2 protein-coding genes and 1 pseudogene are annotated in these 2,367 nt (G+C 64.6%); 2 read left to right on the forward strand and 1 reads right to left on the reverse strand.

Features of this window, described 5'->3' with window-relative positions:
- Both ENZ75_RS34460 and ENZ75_RS29005 read left to right on the forward strand, forming a co-directional pair.
- Positions 1-282: pseudogene (locus tag ENZ75_RS34460) on the forward strand (branched-chain amino acid ABC transporter ATP-binding protein); the annotation flags it as partial.
- Positions 275-1,564, forward strand: a complete 1,290-nt coding sequence (locus ENZ75_RS29005; protein WP_063168750.1) for an FAD-dependent oxidoreductase — start codon at positions 275-277, stop codon at positions 1,562-1,564. The pseudogene ENZ75_RS34460 and the gene ENZ75_RS29005, both read left to right, overlap by 8 nt.
- A gap of 195 nt (positions 1,565-1,759) precedes the next feature.
- On the opposite strand, the gene ENZ75_RS29010 is transcribed toward ENZ75_RS29005, so the two are convergent.
- Positions 1,760-2,367 (reverse strand): glycine cleavage T C-terminal barrel domain-containing protein (locus ENZ75_RS29010; RefSeq protein WP_164888081.1); only part of this gene is annotated, 608 nt, incomplete at its 5' end.

Genomic DNA, 2,367 nt, shown 5'->3' on the forward strand with positions numbered 1-2,367 from the left:
ATGGCCGAGCCGACGCGTCTGATGCTCGACGAGCCGTCTCTCGGCCTTGCCCCGAAGATCGTCCACCAGATCTTCCGCATCATCCTCGACCTGTCGCGCCACGGCATTTCGATCCTGCTCGTCGAGCAGAACGTTCAGCTGGCGCTTGAATGCGGCGACTACGCCTACCTGCTCAACACCGGCAAGGTGAAGCTGCATGGCCCGGCGCAGGAAATGGCCGCGCATTCGGCCCTGAGGGAACACTATCTCGGCGGCGCCAGCGAGGACGTCCTTCATGTTTGAGGTCGACTGGAAGACGCCGCATCTGTGGCGCAAGACCGCGAACAGGCGCCCGGCCGCACCGGCACCGCAAGGCGACCTGAAGACGGACGTGCTGGTGGTCGGCGGCGGCTTCACCGGCATGGCCGCGGCACTCGGCGCGCGCGACAGCGGCGTCAATGTCATCCTGCTTGAGAGCAACGAGATCGGATCGGCAGCGTCGGGCCGCAACAACGGCCTTGTCATCTCCCACCATTCCAAGGCCTCGCCGGCGGAGTTCGAGGCGGTCTACGGCAAGACGATCGGTGAGCGCTACAATCGCATGGTTGCGGATGCGGCCGGCGTAGCCTTCGGCCTGATGCAGCGCTTCAACATAGACGCCCACCAGGTTCAGGAAGGCTGGATCCAGCCCGCTCACACCGACACCACGCTTGCCCGCGCGCACCAGTTCTACGAAGAGTGGAAAGCCTTCGGCGCCAATGTCTCCTGGCTTGACCGGGCCGAAGCCAGCGCGCGCATCGGCAGCCCCTATCTCGGCGGCTGGATGGTGCACAATTCCGGCCACATCAATCCGTTCGCCATGACCATTGGCCTTGCCGGCGCCCTTGAGCGCGAAGGCGTGACCATCTTCGAGAACGCCGCGGCGTCTCGCATCGAGAAGGTGGAAGGCGGCTGGCGCGTCTTCACCGCAACGGGAAGCGTCACGGCGCCAGAAGTGGTGCTTGCCACGAATGCGCTTACCGGCGACCTCTGGGCTGGGCTGAAGAAGACACTGATGCCGTTCAAGGTCTTCCAGGCCGCGACAAACCCGCTGCCGGAAGGCCTGCGCACCCAGATCCTTGTCGGCAACCCCGCGGTGTCCGACATGCGCAACGACATCCGCTATTTCCACTACGACGTCGACGGCCGGCTGGTGAGCGGCGGCACGCATACATTGTGGTTTGACGAGGCCGACCGCGGTCGCGCCAAGGTCTCGAGCATGCTGGGCAAGGCTTTTCGCGCATTCGGCGGCGAACCGCCGATCGTGGAATACTGGCATGGCACCTTTGCCGTGGTGCCTGATCGCAGACCTCGCCTCTATCGCCTGGCACCCGGCCTCGTGTTTGGCGGCGTCTATTCCGGCCGCGGCGTGGCATTGGCAATGTCTCTTGGCCAGGAAATCGGCCGCTGGGCGGCAGGCCGGCGCCGGGACGAGCAGATGCCTTTGCCGGTCACCAACATGAAACCGGTTCCGTTCCATCCGGTCGCCGTGCAGGTCGCGAACCGCATGCATCTCTGGAACCGCTTCAAGGATCGAAGCTCTTGATGACATTATAGGCCGACGATGCTGATTTTGTGCCGGCGGCTAGCTGGCCGAGGCAGAAGTCTCAATCAGACAGCCCATGCTCGGTCACGACTGGGCCGAAAGCGGACTGGTAGCTTCAGGCATCAGCGGAAGCCGAAGCGGACCTTCAGCGTGGCTGGGACTTAGGGCCTCCGACTGATCCAAAAGGAGGTTCTGTCACGGTCTCAGGCGTTCCCCCTTCGGATCGTACCACGGCTTGAGCTGCGCAATGGCCTTGTATCGCTTCCAGGCGATTTCGATCTCCAGAGGGGCGGCTGCCAGCCAGGCATCGTCGACACCGCCCTCGCATTCGACATAGCCCATGCCGAGCGAGGCGCCGATGCGGTGGCCGTAGGCGCCGGAGGTGACCGAACCGACGATCTTGCCGCCGCGCCAGATCGGTTCGTGATGATAGAGGAGAGGCGCATCTTCGGCCTGCAGCCGCAACTGCACCAAGCGGCGGCGCGGCTTGCCCGCCTCCTTCTGCAGCAACAGCGCATCACGGCCGATGAAGCCGCCTGGCTTGTCGAACGCCACGGCAAAGCCAAGCCCTGCCTGCAGCGGGCTGTCTTCCTCGCCGATGTCGTGACCCCAGTGGCGGTAACCTTTCTCCATGCGCAGCGAATTGATGGCGAAGTAGCCGCCTTGGCGCAGGCCGAAATCGGCGCCCGCCTCGGCCAGCTTGTCGAAGACATGGGCGGCGAACTCGGCGGGCATGTAGAGCTCCCAGCCAAGCTCGCCGACGAAGGTCAGCCGGCTGGCGCGCACCCGCGCATAGCCAAGGT

Source organism: Mesorhizobium sp. M7A.F.Ca.CA.002.04.1.1 (genome assembly GCF_004022805.1).
Taxonomy (GTDB): domain Bacteria; phylum Pseudomonadota; class Alphaproteobacteria; order Rhizobiales; family Rhizobiaceae; genus Mesorhizobium; species Mesorhizobium ciceri.